Raw genomic sequence first — 14,754 nt, forward strand, 5'->3', positions numbered from 1 at the left:
TTACTATATCTAGCCATTGCCGTTCCACCTCATTCTCTCTTTTCAACTACATTACATTCTATTGAGGGGTACGACAACTATTATGACACAGGGGGCGGGTACCCATGTATTAATAGCATCCTTTTTATGAAACCGGCAAAACTACTATTGAATTAAAATAACCATCATCATAAGAGAAGTCAGAGTAACCTTTTAACTTTTTAACTCTTTCATTTATACTACTAATTCCAATACCATACCTATTTTTTCCTTTTTCAGAAATTAATGTCCCATACGAGAAGTCTACATTAATGTTATTAGACGAATTTACAATAATTACGAATAACTTACTCTCACTAAACTTTATATTAATTGTAATTTCCTTTTTTGTTTCTTCTGTTAATCTAAGCACTGCTTCAATTGCATTATCTAAAAGATTTCCTAAAATGGCAGCTAGATCAATTGTATGTTCTATAATTAAGTCATGGGGAACTTGCAGGTCTAACGTGCAGTCTATATTAAGCTTCTTGATTTGTTCTAGTTTACTATTAAGAATGGCATCTATCGGTATACACCCTGATAACAATCTATATGCGAATACATTTGTCTTCAATAACTCCTGAAGCTCCTCTCTTACCTCGTCTGTTTTTTTTCTCTCTAAGCCATATGCTATATTCACTAAAATATTTTTCAGATCATGTTTTAGCTTAGACAATTCTCTTTGATTTTCTAAGCTCTCTTCATAATATTTATTTTGGGCTTCGATCATGGAGTACTTATGTATAAGAAAATTTTTCCCTTCTAAACTATTGTAAATCAACATGATGCACACATTGACGATTAACAAAAAAATACATGGAATGAATTGATTGATATCTTTATATTGAAAAATCCAATATATACTCAATAATGACAGACAAGGCACAATGCTTAATAGCAAACATTCCTTATTACTTAATCCTATTTCATTATCAGATTTAAAATAGAGTAAAAGCTTGACCGACAACATTACAATTAGCAACGACAAAAAGTTCGCACTAAAATATACTGCAAGCATAATAAACAAATGACTTTCAAATTTTTGATCGTAATTATATGTAACAATAGACAGAGCCAAATCTGCCAATGTAGTTATTAGAGAAAAAAAGATAATGTGATAGATTTTTTGAGCCATTGATCCATAAAATGAATAAAGAATACAGATGCTCAAAAGAATAACAAATAAAGACAATCTAACAATGGAATTTGTGTCACTAGATAAAAATTTTATTACTCCCATAGAGAGAAATACTAATAGATAAAATTTATACTTTGAACTTCTAAGGTTAAGAAATCCATTGAAATAAATAGAAATAGATGTTACCTGAACAAGCGTATACAGAATAGCTAGAATCGCAATGCTTATAACCTCAATGTTTCTCAAAATCCAATCCTCCTTTTTATGAAATTGTTATAGGCATCTTTGACTATTTTTCTCTGCCCTCTACTAATTGCGAAATTCTCTTTATTTGTGAGAATAACATCTGTCCCCGAAATAATATGAATATAGTTTAAATTCAAAATTGTTCCTTGATTTACCTTTATAAAAGATGACGGATCAACCATTTCCTCAACTTCCTTTATTGTTCCATAAAATGAAAATTCGTCATCACTCGTTATGACATGTATAATCCTACCTTTTTCAGATAAAATTGATAGAATCGTTTCACTTTTGATTTGATAGTTGAGATTTTGAGATTTGAAGAATAAATACTGGTTATTTCTTGTAACCTCATCAATTGCGTGGAGTAATACTTTACTTATTTGTTCTTCTTGTATAGGTTTTAGTATGTATCGAAAAGGTGAAACTTCAAAGCTTTCCATGGTGTAATTGTCATAGCTGGTAACATAAATGATAATCATATTTTTGTCTATTTTTCTAATTTCCCTAGCGACCTCGATTCCATTTAAATAACCCATTTCAATATCTAAAAATAATATTTGATATTCTTCGTTTCTAGTATTTAAAGCTTCCAATAATGATTTTCCGGATCCATAAATGTCAATATCTAACTCTATGTTTTGGTACAAACCTGCACTATCCATAATAATCTTCTCTAATTTAGAACTATGTAATTGCTCGTCATCACAAATACAGATTCTTATCAATTGTCTAACCTCCCTAAAAAAAATAATAATCGTACGATAAAAGAGTCTGTACAATAGTTTGCGAAACGCCTTCAAAACCACCTAACTTACTGTCTCCGTTGTTATTAAATATCATATTAGTTATTCGAAATTATATTGATAAAACTATTCTTTTGTATACTATGTTGAATCAATTTCATACATCATAAGCCTTGATCTAATAATGTTTTTTGAACATCCAAAAGAGGAGTACCTCATCAAATCTCGAATAGGTACCCGTAAATTTTATTTTTTCCATATCTGTTTAATATAATTAAACGCTCTATAAACCATTAATTCCTTTTGATTATACATACTGAGCGTGCATCCTTATTTTTATATAATATAACATTTTTTTCATAATATTGAATTTTATTTTCCGAAGTTTTTTTAAACATGTTATGTCCAAAATACGATAAGGGCGTGATAATGATGAAATGGCAAGAAGTTCGTACACTCTACCCTAACCAATACGTCTTGTTTGAACTCCTTGACTCTCATACCGAGGATACCATTCAGTTCGTCGAAGAAGTCGCTTTAGTAAGAGTGATTCAAGATCCTGACGAAGCAACTAGGGAACTCTTAAAGCCTTCTCAATCGCCAATTCATATCTGTTTCCTTAAGCCATTAACCATTTAACCGTAAAAAAAGACACATCAAGGTGTCCTTCAACTAATCTCGTGACCTATGATTTAACGACTTCGTTTCAATTCTACAAGCTCTGCCGCTATACTAATTGCAATTTCTTCTGGACCCTCTGCTCCGATATCTTTCCCCACAGGAGATGAGAGTGTAGGGAAAGGACTCAGTCCCTCCATCAGTCTAGATGTACGTTCCTTAGATCCCATAATGCCCACATAAGCACAAGGTACCTCTTGCAAAAGTTCTAAGAACTCACGCTCACGTTGAAATTGATGACTAAGGAGTAGAACATAATCGGCATGAGTAATATGTAGCTTATTGAATAACGAGCTTGGAAAATCGATGAATAATGTAGCCCCAGGAAATCTTGAAGTTATGCAGAGTTCACTACGCCAATCGGCAACGGTCACTCTGAATCCAATCCGCATAGCCAACTTCACAACAGGGATCACATCATCACCTGCCCCCAGTATGATTAGGCGTGGTTTCGAATAATAGGTGCTTAACACAGATACAAGCCCATGCGTTGATTCATCCCCACCCTCAGCCATACTCTCTACCATGGTGGATACTATGGGTGATGTTGAAGTGAACGACTGCAGATGGTAGGTCACCTCTAGATCTTGTTCCCTTATCATCCGTTCTAGTTGCACACTTTCACCTCGATTGAACATGTCATCCATCTGTGAGAGGATGGTTCTCAATTCGCCCATGATTGGCTCAAGTAACACCATAATCCGTCCACCGCATCCAATGTTCTCACCCCACATCATGTCGTCTGTCGGGCGCATATCGTATTCTACTTTGCATGCTTTACCTTCATCCAATATTGAAGTTACACGTGCCTGCAAGTCATTCTCCAGACAACCTGGACTTATATTACCAAGGGCATGACCTTGCTCAATGAACAGCATGGAGACCCCTTCTTTACGATAGGCATGACCTTCTACCTCAATAATCGTGGCAAGTACACATCGCTGTGTCTCTTGTTGAATTGCTGCACAAATATCGCTCATTTCCATGGGTCTCCACACTCCTTTCTTTCATTCATCTATCTATATTCTTTTGAGGAGTCTCTCAATGGAACGATCTGATTCACGTAATACAATCCCGCGATCCATGCTCTTGATTTTACGATTCTCTAGCACCACTTTGCCATCGATAATCACCGTCTCAACATTGCTACGTGTTGTAGAATATACCACCCGTGAATATACATCGGTATCAAAGGAAGGGTAGGTGTGAAAGTCATCCAAATCTAAAAGTACCATATCCGCTTTCTTACCTACTTCTAAACTTCCAATTTCATGTTCGAGCCCCAGTACTTCAGCCCCGCCCATCGTTGCCATCCGAAGAACCGTTCTGGCATCCATCACCGTAGGTCCATGCTCCACCTTATGAATAAGAGCCGTATGACGCATTTCTTGAAACATATCTAGATTATTGTTGCACGGCGCCCCATCGGCACCAATTCCAACTTTTATATTTCGTTTCAATAAATCAGGAATTTCTGCTATGCCAGAGGATAACTTCATATTGGAACCCGGACAATGGGTAACCTTTACCCCTCTCCGGTGGATGATCTGCTTCTCTTCTTCATTCAACCAGACACAGTGCGCTAGAATAAGCCTTGGTGTTGCGAGTCCAATATGATCCAGGTATACAATGTTTCGCATCCCTCTTTCTTGCTCTACAAGCGCTATTTCTCCACGGTTCTCCGAAGCATGTGTATGCACTTTAACCTGATACCGATTAGACAAGTCTCGAACTTCTGTTAGTAACTCTTCTGTACATGACACGACAAAACGCGGACAGAACGCATACTGGATCCGATCTCCATCATAACCGTGCCATTTCTCTAACAAATCGACACTTTGCTGTAATGAAACGGCCGTTTTTTCTCGAAGTGGTTCGGGCACTTCCGTTCCGTGATCCATCATCACCTTACCTGATATAACCCGAATTCCACTCTGAGCCATAGCTTGAAAAGCAGAATCCGTATGGTGAACCGTCTCCATATCAAGTAAAGTCGTAGTCCCGCTTGAGATTAACTCACCAATCCCCAGTAATGCTGAATAATAGACCGATTCTTCATCATGTGCCGCTTCCAGTGGCCAAATTCTTGTCCTTAGCCAGTCCATTAGTTCTAAATCGTCTGCTCTGCCACGAAAAAGAGTCTGGCACAAATGAATATGTGTCTGCACAAAACCCGGTAATAGAACCTTTCCGCGTCCATCTATCGTCTGATCCACTCCTACGACGTCAAAATCTCTCCCAATCTCAATAATTCGATTATTCTCCATTAATAAGTCACCGATCAGAATCTCAGCTTGTGGATTCATGGTGACGATCTGTGCACCTGTAATGAGTATCCTACTCATATGCATCCCTCCCGGGTTCAACTACATCACTTCATATTTAATCTACCAGCCAATAGCACTTCCATCTGCCCTAGGGTCGGCTGCGCCACTAATCGTTCCTTGTTCATGAATCACTATGCCTTGTGCTTGGCCCATCCGATCATCCCATTCACTAACCATTTCAACGGCATGACCCCACTCCTGCAACTTCACATGAACGTCATCCAATCCTAGTCGATATTCTAATTTCAGTGTGTCACTGCTATCACCCCAAGTACGCCCATACAGCCACCTAGGTAGAGAAATGGCTTCTTGAATGTTAAGCCCATAGTCTAACACGCCCGTTAATATGGACAGTTGAGTCTGAGGTTGCCCCTCTCCTCCTTGTGTTCCAAGAAGCATATGCAGACGTCCTTCTCTAGATACCATCGTAGGCATCAAAGTATGGAAGCTCCGTTTATGGGGTTCGAGTATATTAGGACTCCCCTCATCCATCGAGAAGAACGACCCTCTATTCTGCATAATAATCCCCGTATCACCGGCAATGTAAGCCGATCCGAAATCAAAATATAAACTTTGAATAAAAGAGACGGCATTTCCTTCTTCGTCGACAACCGCTGCGTAGGCTGTATCCTGCCCCATCGCTTGCGATAGATAAGGTGTTGCCACTTCTGGAGAAACAGATAACTCTTTCCAAAGTTTTAATGCATAAACCTTAGACAAGAGCTGATCAATCGGGATTTCTCTAAACTCAGGATCAGTCAAGAATAAATCACGATCTTGAAACGCCTTCTTAATCACCTCTGTCATGACATGATAGAATTGTGCAGAGTTTCTAGGGATATCTTTAACCTCGATATTTTCAAGCATATTAAGCATCATCAACATCGAGAAACCTTGAGAATTAGGGGGCATCTGATAAATCTCATATTGACGATAAGTCGACATTAAGGGTTCTACCCACTCACCATGATGCGTGATATAATCCCCCTCCTCCAATAACCCTCCGTCTGCTCGAATAGCAGAGATCATGCTATGCATTAATTCCCCTGAATAAAAGGTAGCTGCACCTTGTTCACTTATCAACCTTAAAGAAGCGGCAAGATCCGACTGGATAAGTACGTCTCCTTCTGTAAGCAATTCACCATCATAGGCGTAGACTTTACGCAGAGCCGCATTCCCCATAATCCACGTCTCATCTCGAACCATCCAAAAGTGTAGATCCGGTGAGATTGGAAATCCTTGTTCCGCATAAAGAATAGCTGGTTCTAATAGTTGCTTCCAAGGAAGACGGCCATAACGACTCCATACTTGCCACCATGTGTCCACCATACCAGGAACCGTAATGGCACTTAGCACACCCCGACGTGGGATCGCTTCGAATCCAAGCTCTCTGAACTTATCAGGTGTCGCCTGTGCAGCTGACCTCCCGCTTCCATTGAAGCCCTCGAAAGTACCCGAAGCGCCATGATGAACCACAAAGAACGCATCTCCACCCATGCCGGTCATATGAGGATAGACCACACCAAGCGCCGCACTAATGGCAACAGCTGCATCAAAAGCATTACCTCCGGATTGGAGAATAGCACTCCCCACACTACTCGCTAAATGGTGCGGAGTTGTAACCATCGCTCGCCGCGATGTAGGCATACTATTCAACATTGGTTAGTCCCCCTCTACCTCCATATACATGCAGTGCAGATTGTACAGCTTCCCCTACTGGAAGTTTCAGACCGAAATACGTCAATGTCGCTTCGAGAGCAGCAAGCGTATGCAGCACATTTTTACGATTGCAACTATACCCCATCGTACCGATGCGCCATATCTTCCCCTTTAACGGACCGAATGAACTAGCAATTTCAATTCCGAAATCATTCAACAACATCGACCGTACGTTTTCTCCCTCCAGACCTTCAGGGATGACAATACAAGTCACTACAGGCAGCTTACATTTCGGATCTCCATATAATTGAAGTCCCATGCCTTCTATGCCGGCCATAAGAGCCGCTTCATTCAGTTTATGTCTGACATAACGAGGCTCCAATCCTTCCTGAAGTAGAATACGTAGTCCCTCATACAATCCATATAACATGGAAGTTGATTCCGTGTGATGGTTCAATCGAGCTGGGCTCCAATAGTCTTGAAGCTGACTAAGATCAAGATAATTACTTGAGATTGTCTGAACCTGAGCTTGTTTAACCAGCGGGTCACGCAGGCCCCGTTCAATCCTTTTGCGTAACAACAATTTACGCTCAACACGATCATTATAAGTCATAGGTGCCATACCGGAAGGGACCGAAATACACTTCTGCGTCCCACCGATGACGGCATCTAACATCCAAGCGTCTGTCTCCACAGGTGTCCCACCTATAGTTGCTACAGCATCAATCACGAGTAGAACATCAAGTTCCCTACATGTGTGGCCAATCTCAGATAGTGGCTGCATCCGTCCTGTTGATGTCTCACCGTGAACCATAGCCACAATGGCAGGCTTATGTTCATGAATAGCCTTAATTACGGTCTCGGGATCAAATACAGTTCCCCATTCCGTCTCCATCCAGACAACCTCCGCACCACAACGTTCAGCAATCTCCACGAGCAGATGTCCGAAGCGACCGAAGATCGGTACAAGCACTTTGTCCCCCGGACAGATCAGACTAACTAGAACAGCCTCTATTCCTGAACGCGATGTCCCATCTACAGGGTAACTCCATCTATTGCTTGTCTGGAACACTTCCCGTAGCATCTCCATCGTGGTATTCATTAACGTTGTGAATTCAGGGTCGAATTGACCTAATATCGGGTAAGACATCGCCCGCAGCACTCTTGGATCAACTTCTACAGGACCCGGGGTCATGATGGTGCGAAGAGGAGGGGATAACTCGTTATAATGGTTCATGATTCTCTCCTCCGTATCCATATTGATACAGTATTTGGGTTAACACCCGAAACCCTTGGATCATTTGTTCAGGTGCTGTATATTCAAGTGGACTATGACTAATGCCATTCTCACTGGGCACAAATATCATGGCTGTCGGACAATTGGGCTGAAAAATCTGGGCATCATGCCCTGCCCCACTAGACATGCGTATCGCAGATAATCCAGACGTTACACATATACGCTCCAAATCAACGATCATCATTTCATTCATCGGAATAGGTTCAGCAAATAGACGTTCAACCCATACTAAATTTAGCTCTCGTATTTCAGCTATATCAAGGAAAGAACCATGTACTCGTTCACAAAAATCATTCAGCACCCCAACATCTGAATGGCGTATATCTAGGGTGAAATAGGCTTCTCCAGGAATAACATTGGGTGTACCAGGAGATACCGAGATCTGTCCAACGGTTGCAACAATAGACCCACCTTCCTCTAGAGCCAATTGCTCTAGGGCTGTAATCATAGAAGCTGCACCGGCAAGAGCATCCTTACGCCACCTCATGGGCGTTGTTCCTGCATGATTAGCTACTCCCTTGATTGTCACTTCTATTCTTTTCTGACCTACGATACCTGTGACTAATCCGATGTCATTCCCGCTATGTTCCAGTACAGACCCTTGCTCTATATGAAGCTCAATATAGGCTCCGAAATCACAGGAGGGTACAGGAAATCCTGCATCTATGCCATATCCAGCCTTCGTCATCGCATCCTCGAATCGAATTCCATCCCTATCCTGGATATCCGCCACATCCATCCACTTGCGAATACCTGTCATACTACCCGACCCCCAATAGGCTAAAGGGAATCGACTCCCTTCTTCTTCGCATAGCGACACTACTTTGAGGGTTGTGATGGGCGCTCCATATCTTTCTTTTAGATAAGCTAACGCTAGAATCCCTGCAATCACACCTAATGCCCCATCATATTTACCACCTGAAATCACAGTATCTACATGTGATCCCGTCACAATAGGTGGGGTCGCGATATCTGATCCTTGTAAAGTTCCAATCAAGTTACCGACCGCATCAAATTTAACATCTAATCCTGAATTCCTCATCACTTCTGCGAGTTCCAGCTGTGCTTGTCTCCACGAATCAGAGTAGAGTAAGCGTGTTACCCCGCCTGTCTCATCTGCACCAAAGCTTGCAAGCCAGTTCAACATCTCAGTTAATTGTTGTCCATAGGATTCAAAAGAGTTCAAGTCTATTTGAGATTCTTTCAACTTAGCGTTTTCAGACATGTTAACTCTCTCCTCCGATCATACGAGGGACAAATGTACCCACTGAAGTGCCACTCACGCCATTTTCAAGATCATAGACCAAATGTCCACGACAGAAAGTAGCCGCTATACTACAAGAAAAGGATCGACCTATATAAGGACTCTGTTTGTGCCGATACAATAAATCTTCCTCCGTTAACACGAACCCACGATTCATATTCACAATCGCTAAATCCGCATCCATGCCTACAGAAATCTCTCCCTTACGATGATCAAGTCCTACTCTTGCAGCAGGTTGATACGATAATAAGTTCGATATCTGCGGTAGCGAGATCCCTCTCTTCACATGCCCCTCTTCCAACATGAGCAATACACTGCTCTGAGCCCCTGAGATTCCACCCCAGATTTCAAAAAAATCAGAAGACCACTTCATAGATGGAGGACAAGGTGAATGATCAGAGGCAATTACATCAATTCCCCCCTCTTGCACCGCGCTCCACATCGCGTCCTGTTCTGACTGCGAACGTAGTGGAGGAGCACATTTAGCCACGGCCCCGATAGTCTCCATAGCCTTGTCTGTCAGACATAAATAGTGAGGACAAGTCTCTGCGGTAACATTCATTCCTTGCAGCTTCGCTTCATGTATGAGATCCACAGCCTTACGTGAACTTATATGCACGAAGTGCAAAGAACATCCAGTCTCTCTAGCAAATACAAGAGCTCTGCTCACTGCCTCTACCTCAGCAATAACAGGTCTCGATTCAGCGAAATCACGTGAACTCGTCTGATTGTTGAATCTTTTTCTAGCTGATAATTCAGTTATCATCTCATCACTTTCGGCATGTAAAGCAAGAATCCCACCGAAGCTAGCAATCTCCTGCATCCCTTCCAGTAAGGTCATATCATCCGCGCGGGCAAAAATATCAGCACCTTCGCCGCCAGGATCAGACATAAATGCCTTGAATCCCACCACGCCACGACTAGCGAGAGCGGACAACTGATTTAGATTTCCCGGTACGAGGCCACCCCATAAACCGTAGTCCACATAAGATGTATTTTCTGCTAGAGACATCTTCTGCTCCAACGCTGATACATGGATTGTAGGGGGAATCCCGTTAAGTGGCATATCTACATAAGTCGTGCATCCACCTGCCGCAAGAGCTGCTGAACCTGTCGCGAAACCTTCCCATTGACCCAAGCCTGGTTCATTGAAATGAACATGGATATCTACCATACCCGGTAATACGTGTAGCCCAGTGGCATCATATACAAGCTCCGCTTCTTCTATAGGGAGAGCGGGCTCAATCGCGATAATTACACCCTGTGAGATCCCAATATCTACTTTTGCCACGCTCTCTTTTAGAACAACTGAACCACCTTGTATAACCAAATCATATCTCTTCTTAGGCATAAGATTCCCCCTCTCTAGCTACCCCGATAAGTACTATATCCTCCTGGTGCAATCAGTAGAGGAATATGATAATGGCCTCCATCCCTTGTAACCCTAAATCGAATCGGGATGACATCCCATAGTAGCGTTCTAAGATTTCCTTGTTGGATCAAATAGTCTTCCACATGAAATTGTAGCTCATATATTCCTTCCACTAACTCTTCTGATAGCGGTGCATCCAATCGACCCTCTGCATTGCTATAAGCTGTACACTGTAGTTCCTTCACTCCACCCTCAAGCACTGCAAGAAGATCCACCTGAATCCCAGAAGCAGGCTTTCCCAAGCCAATATCTAGGATGTGTGTACTCAGCTTTCCTGCCATAATAGTTCTCCAGTAGAGACTTGATCCGCGGCATTCTCTAGATCAGCTCGTGTCATGGAGAAACCTTGGAAACCGTATGGAGGACGAGGTTCCGTGAATACCCTCCCCTCACTATCGTCGATTGTTTCGACAATCGTCTCCCATGTTCTATTGTTCGATTCAAACCACACCTCTTCAAGATGAGGAAAGGAAGAAAGAATCCGTAGCCCAATGCGATAGATTAAATTCTGAATGGACGGTGAATTCTGTTCATGAAATAGTGCAGCGGCAATATCACGCACTTGCTGTGCATCTACATAGTTCCCACGTACATCATCTATCCCATCCAATGCATCCTCATATCGCCAACCAATACTCAAGAAAATGAATAGTGGTCGATCATATGTCTCTGGTAAGGTTGTATATTCATCTCGCACGAAGCCTGCGAAGCTACTTCCACGAACTTTGATAAATTTAAGGTCTGCAACACCGCTGAAATGGTTCAGAATACATACTTCATCCCCCTCTCTAACGATCTCGATAGCAGCTGTAGCATGTTCGTCCTGAGAATAACGAAACACAAGGTCACTTGGCACGAACCCGCCCCCATCCACTACAGGAAGAGAATCAAAAGTCACCTGATCGGCTGTCATCTGAACACCTGTCATTTGTGGGTAAGTCTCAAGTAAGCGCCGACTTGCAAATTCGAGGAATCCTTCCATCGTTGCTCCTTCGAAATGCCCGGCTTGACGCAGAATGAAATTCTTCATTGAATCTGTTGCCACAATTAAGGTGTTATCCCCTTTAGAGAATGAAGTTAAGAACGCCTCTCCTTTGACAGCCACCTTAATGTTCATTCCAAACAGTATATTTGGTCTTCCTGCAAAAGAAGAATCCGGCACCGCATACACGCCTGTCAGTGGTTTAGCATAGGACCGATACACCCACACGTCACCTTTTCCGTAATACATTGTTCTTTCAAATAAAGTCGATGATTTCATTGTGCTTCCTCCCTCAATTTCATGATTTTGACGCCATGTCTCCAAACGGAACGAGGCAATTTTAACCACTTCCTGTAGAGCTGCATCAAATTCCAGATCATACGACTGAGATAGCCTGATATTCATGGTAGAGGCAATACTTTCTGGAGACTGACCTTTCACTGCCATTATAAAAGGAAATGAAAATTTCGATGTATACGCTTGGTTTAAACGTTCTAATTCAGCGAACAATGATGCGTCAAGTGAATCTAATCCAGCACTGATCTGTTCATTCTTAGAGTCAGAACTCATGGAAAGACGTGTACCCAGATCAGGATGACTTCGAAGTAATGTGAGCTTCTGCTCAGCACTCCAATTCAACACCAAATGCTTCATCACATTAAACATATGATCCAAAGAGAGAAAAGGTCTCTTCACCCATGCTTGCTCCGCAATCCAAGGAGAGCGTTCGAACAATCCCCCGAACTCCTCTGTAAATTTACTGCAGTTCCAGCAGTTTACTTGCTCTAATGTGACCTTCATAGATTTACCTCCTCATCTTCATTCTCTGTTGTTACTATAATTGTAAGATGAATGCTTCATTGAAGAAATATATATCACATAATTTTGTTATATTAACTAACATGTTCTACATGTTTTGTGACTGACGCCTTTTAATTGTCATGGTTTATGCTCGAACGGAGTAACTCAACAAGTTATTATTTTGCATAAATTTGCGAAACGTGAAGGCCATTTTTAATTTCAAAAGATCATCAACGCGCTTAAAATCCATGTGCAACAAGGTCCCGATCTTCTCCATCCGATAAGTCACCGTGTTTCGGTGGACATATAATTGTTTCGCTGCTTCATTGATAAGACAATCGTTCTCAATGAATGCTTCCAAGGTATTCATAAGGACTAGATTAGAATCACCCTCCTTTGATAGTAAAGGTGACAGGATTTTATTGCAGAAATTCGACATCACATGATCAGGTACATATTGGAACACATAGGCGAATTCTAACGTTTCGAATTGCAGTACAGGCATCTTCATACCGAATCGTTCAGCAAGTTGTTTCGTATCTATACACTCTTGATAAGCGTCTCTAAGAGAATCCGGTGTTGACTTGGACTTACTAATCCAGAATCGTGGAATAGTAGATGCATCAGAACCCTTACCTCCCAACAAATCCTGAAAACGATTTAAAATAAACTGTGACAGTTCATCTCCATAATCACGATTCGAAGGGCATGCATAAATGGATAATATGCCTTCATCCGTATGCAAATGATAAGAAGCCCCAAGGTGTACCCACGGATTATATTGTAGTTCTTGATGAATTTGCTTCAACACTTTGTTCGAGGAGAATGGCATTTGCTCTAGCGTTGTTAACACACATTGGTAAGAGTCCTCAAAGAGGTTCATACCTAGCACTTCCATGCGTTCTTTCAGTGGATCTAAGGTGATTTTGCGGGTTAAATACTGAGTCATCAGATGACGAAGTTCATCATGATGAGTTGAATGATGGGGTTCGCGATAAATTTTATCCATAAAATATGCAAGCACATCAGCCGCTTGCTGAAATAGTTCTTCTTCTGCTTTCACAGGTATAGCGGTGTTAATATAGACAACCAGAAAACCATGTGTCTCATCTTTCTGAACAATCGGAAATCGATAACTACTTCCATGAACCCACCTCACACGATGATGAATGACCTTCCATGGCCAACCTTGTGTTAGTTCTTCACGCGGCAGATCTCCATTCTGAAAGAGAACATGCCCTCTAGAACCAATCACCGCGATGGGACGTTCTAATATTTCGCCTAACATAGCAAATGCTTCATGATGATTCTCATGTAATAGAGCGAACTGCATCAGCTTTTTTTGTTTTGCTACAATACTTTGGAGAGAAATCGTATTACGCTCATAGTCAGCTTTGAACAATGCGTTAATCTGATCTGAGAAGGTGAATTGAAACGGTAATTCAAATAACGGTAAATGTAGGCGGTTCGCCTCATCGATAATATCTTGAGGGATCTTCTCCCAGAATCTTCCGAGTTTGATTCCTAGTCCGGCACAACCTCGTTCATTCAACTTTCTCAGCATATGGATCGCATCGCCGAGATTGTCTTTCATCACAAAGGCAGTAGTAAACAACATTTCCCCTGTCTTAATCCAATCCGCGATATCCGGTGCGTCCATCACATTGACCGACTTAACGACCCGTCCGGTACCCTCAGAACCTGCCACAAGAGTCCCTTCGCATAATGGATAAATAGCCAACGCTTCTTTAACCGTAAGTTGCATAACCATACACCTCCATTCTATATAACAACACGTGTCATTTAATCGTTTTACTGTTGTTAGATATTATAACATCGATTTTAGATTTTGAACTGACATCACAATGTGAGATCCTTAGAAATTTAACATTTCACATGAAAAAAAGACTATTCTTCACCTTTTAAAGTGAAAAATAGTCTCTGTGAATCGATTCTAACTTATAATTGCTCACCGTTCGTGGCAATAACATGCTTATACCAAGCAAAGGAATCTTTTCTAAATCGTTGTAAAGATCCATTCCCATCATCATCTAGATCTACATATATAAACCCGTGAGTCTGTAAAATAGATTGTGTAAACTCCCAAATCTATTAAAATAGATATATAGGAAGGTTGGGGAGCACACATGGGATTATGGACAAAAGAAC

General features: G+C 41.5%; 13 protein-coding genes. 1 reads left to right on the plus strand and 12 read right to left on the minus strand.

Annotation, left to right across the window (positions count from 1 at the left end):
- Window positions 1–124 precede the first annotated feature (124 nt).
- Both J2T13_RS25470 and J2T13_RS25475 read right to left on the minus strand, forming a co-directional pair.
- Window positions 125–1,402, minus strand: coding sequence for a sensor histidine kinase (locus J2T13_RS25470; protein WP_429375430.1), 1,278 nt, complete (start codon window positions 1,400–1,402; stop codon window positions 125–127).
- Complete coding sequence (locus tag J2T13_RS25475; RefSeq protein WP_429375431.1) at window positions 1,399–2,127, minus strand: LytR/AlgR family response regulator transcription factor; 729 nt, start codon at window positions 2,125–2,127, stop codon at window positions 1,399–1,401. Before J2T13_RS25475 ends, J2T13_RS25470 begins: the two co-directional genes overlap by 4 nt.
- Before the next feature lie 447 nt (window positions 2,128–2,574).
- Between J2T13_RS25475 and J2T13_RS25480 the strand changes: the two genes are divergently transcribed.
- Entirely contained in the window at window positions 2,575–2,784 is a 210-nt protein-coding gene (locus J2T13_RS25480; RefSeq protein ID WP_429375433.1) for a hypothetical protein, read from the plus strand.
- Window positions 2,785–2,837: 53 nt separating this feature from the next.
- Here J2T13_RS25480 and J2T13_RS25485 read toward each other — a convergent pair whose 3' ends face one another.
- From J2T13_RS25485 to J2T13_RS25530, 10 genes are all read right to left on the minus strand, one after another.
- Window positions 2,838–3,803, minus strand: coding sequence for an XdhC family protein (locus J2T13_RS25485; RefSeq protein ID WP_429375435.1), 966 nt, complete (start codon window positions 3,801–3,803; stop codon window positions 2,838–2,840).
- Between the two features lie 39 nt (window positions 3,804–3,842).
- Complete coding sequence (locus J2T13_RS25490) at window positions 3,843–5,168, minus strand: 5'-deoxyadenosine deaminase (protein ID WP_429375437.1); 1,326 nt, start codon at window positions 5,166–5,168, stop codon at window positions 3,843–3,845.
- Between the two features lie 42 nt (window positions 5,169–5,210).
- Window positions 5,211–6,809, minus strand: a complete 1,599-nt coding sequence (gene ggt, locus J2T13_RS25495; protein WP_429375439.1) for a gamma-glutamyltransferase — start codon at window positions 6,807–6,809, stop codon at window positions 5,211–5,213.
- On the minus strand, window positions 6,799–8,046 hold the full coding sequence (locus J2T13_RS25500; protein ID WP_429375440.1) for a pyridoxal-phosphate-dependent aminotransferase family protein: 1,248 nt from the start codon (window positions 8,044–8,046) through the stop codon (window positions 6,799–6,801). Before J2T13_RS25500 ends, ggt begins: the two co-directional genes overlap by 11 nt.
- Window positions 8,033–9,331, minus strand: coding sequence for a M20 family metallo-hydrolase (locus J2T13_RS25505; RefSeq protein WP_429375442.1), 1,299 nt, complete (start codon window positions 9,329–9,331; stop codon window positions 8,033–8,035). Before J2T13_RS25505 ends, J2T13_RS25500 begins: the two co-directional genes overlap by 14 nt.
- 1 nt (window position 9,332) lies before the next feature.
- Window positions 9,333–10,721, minus strand: a complete 1,389-nt coding sequence (locus tag J2T13_RS25510) for an allantoinase (protein WP_429375444.1) — start codon at window positions 10,719–10,721, stop codon at window positions 9,333–9,335.
- Window positions 10,722–10,735: 14 nt separating this feature from the next.
- On the minus strand, window positions 10,736–11,083 hold the full coding sequence (gene uraH, locus J2T13_RS25515) for a hydroxyisourate hydrolase (protein WP_429375445.1): 348 nt from the start codon (window positions 11,081–11,083) through the stop codon (window positions 10,736–10,738).
- Window positions 11,068–12,585 carry a factor-independent urate hydroxylase gene (gene pucL, locus J2T13_RS25520; protein ID WP_429375447.1) on the minus strand — a complete coding sequence of 506 codons (1,518 nt, stop codon included), beginning with the start codon at window positions 12,583–12,585 and terminating at the stop codon, window positions 11,068–11,070. The genes uraH and pucL overlap by 16 nt, the downstream gene beginning before the upstream one ends.
- Window positions 12,586–12,730: 145 nt before the next feature.
- Window positions 12,731–14,350 (minus strand): PucR family transcriptional regulator, encoded by a 1,620-nt coding sequence (locus tag J2T13_RS25525; protein WP_429375449.1) that lies wholly within the window; start codon window positions 14,348–14,350, stop codon window positions 12,731–12,733.
- A gap of 194 nt (window positions 14,351–14,544) precedes the next feature.
- Complete coding sequence (locus J2T13_RS25530; RefSeq protein ID WP_429375451.1) at window positions 14,545–14,694, minus strand: family 1 glycosylhydrolase; 150 nt, start codon at window positions 14,692–14,694, stop codon at window positions 14,545–14,547.
- Between the last annotated feature and the right edge of the window lie 60 nt (window positions 14,695–14,754).

The sequence above is a fragment of the Paenibacillus sp. DS2015 genome, assembly GCF_050433705.1.
Classification (GTDB): domain Bacteria; phylum Bacillota; class Bacilli; order Paenibacillales; family Paenibacillaceae; genus Paenibacillus_AQ.